Genomic DNA, 228 nt, shown 5'->3' with positions numbered 1-228 from the left:
CTTGCGGGAGAAGTTCAACGCGCCCCTGATCTTGTAGGAGCGCACCGGCGCCAGGTCCTCGCGCTGCAAAAGCATGCCGGCGCCCGTCTTCTTCGACAGGTAGTCGTTCTCCTGCAGGGGCGTTTCCGGAAAGATTCCGGGGTTCGCTTCGGCAGCCACGGCAACGCGGGCGGAAAAGCTGTTCACCACAAATCCCCCATTTTGGTCTCGGCCGCGCGCCCCAGGACA

The 228-nt window shown here is 63.6% G+C and carries 1 pseudogene; it reads right to left on the bottom strand.

From position 1 onward, the window contains the following. Window positions 1-186: pseudogene (locus KVT37_RS33380) on the bottom strand (threonine dehydratase); the annotation flags it as partial. Window positions 187-228: the final 42 nt, after the last annotated feature.

This window comes from Mesorhizobium sp. GbtcB19 (genome assembly GCF_019091085.1).
Classification (GTDB): domain Bacteria; phylum Pseudomonadota; class Alphaproteobacteria; order Rhizobiales; family Rhizobiaceae; genus Mesorhizobium.
This window is presented reverse-complemented; position numbering and strand designations above follow the sequence as displayed.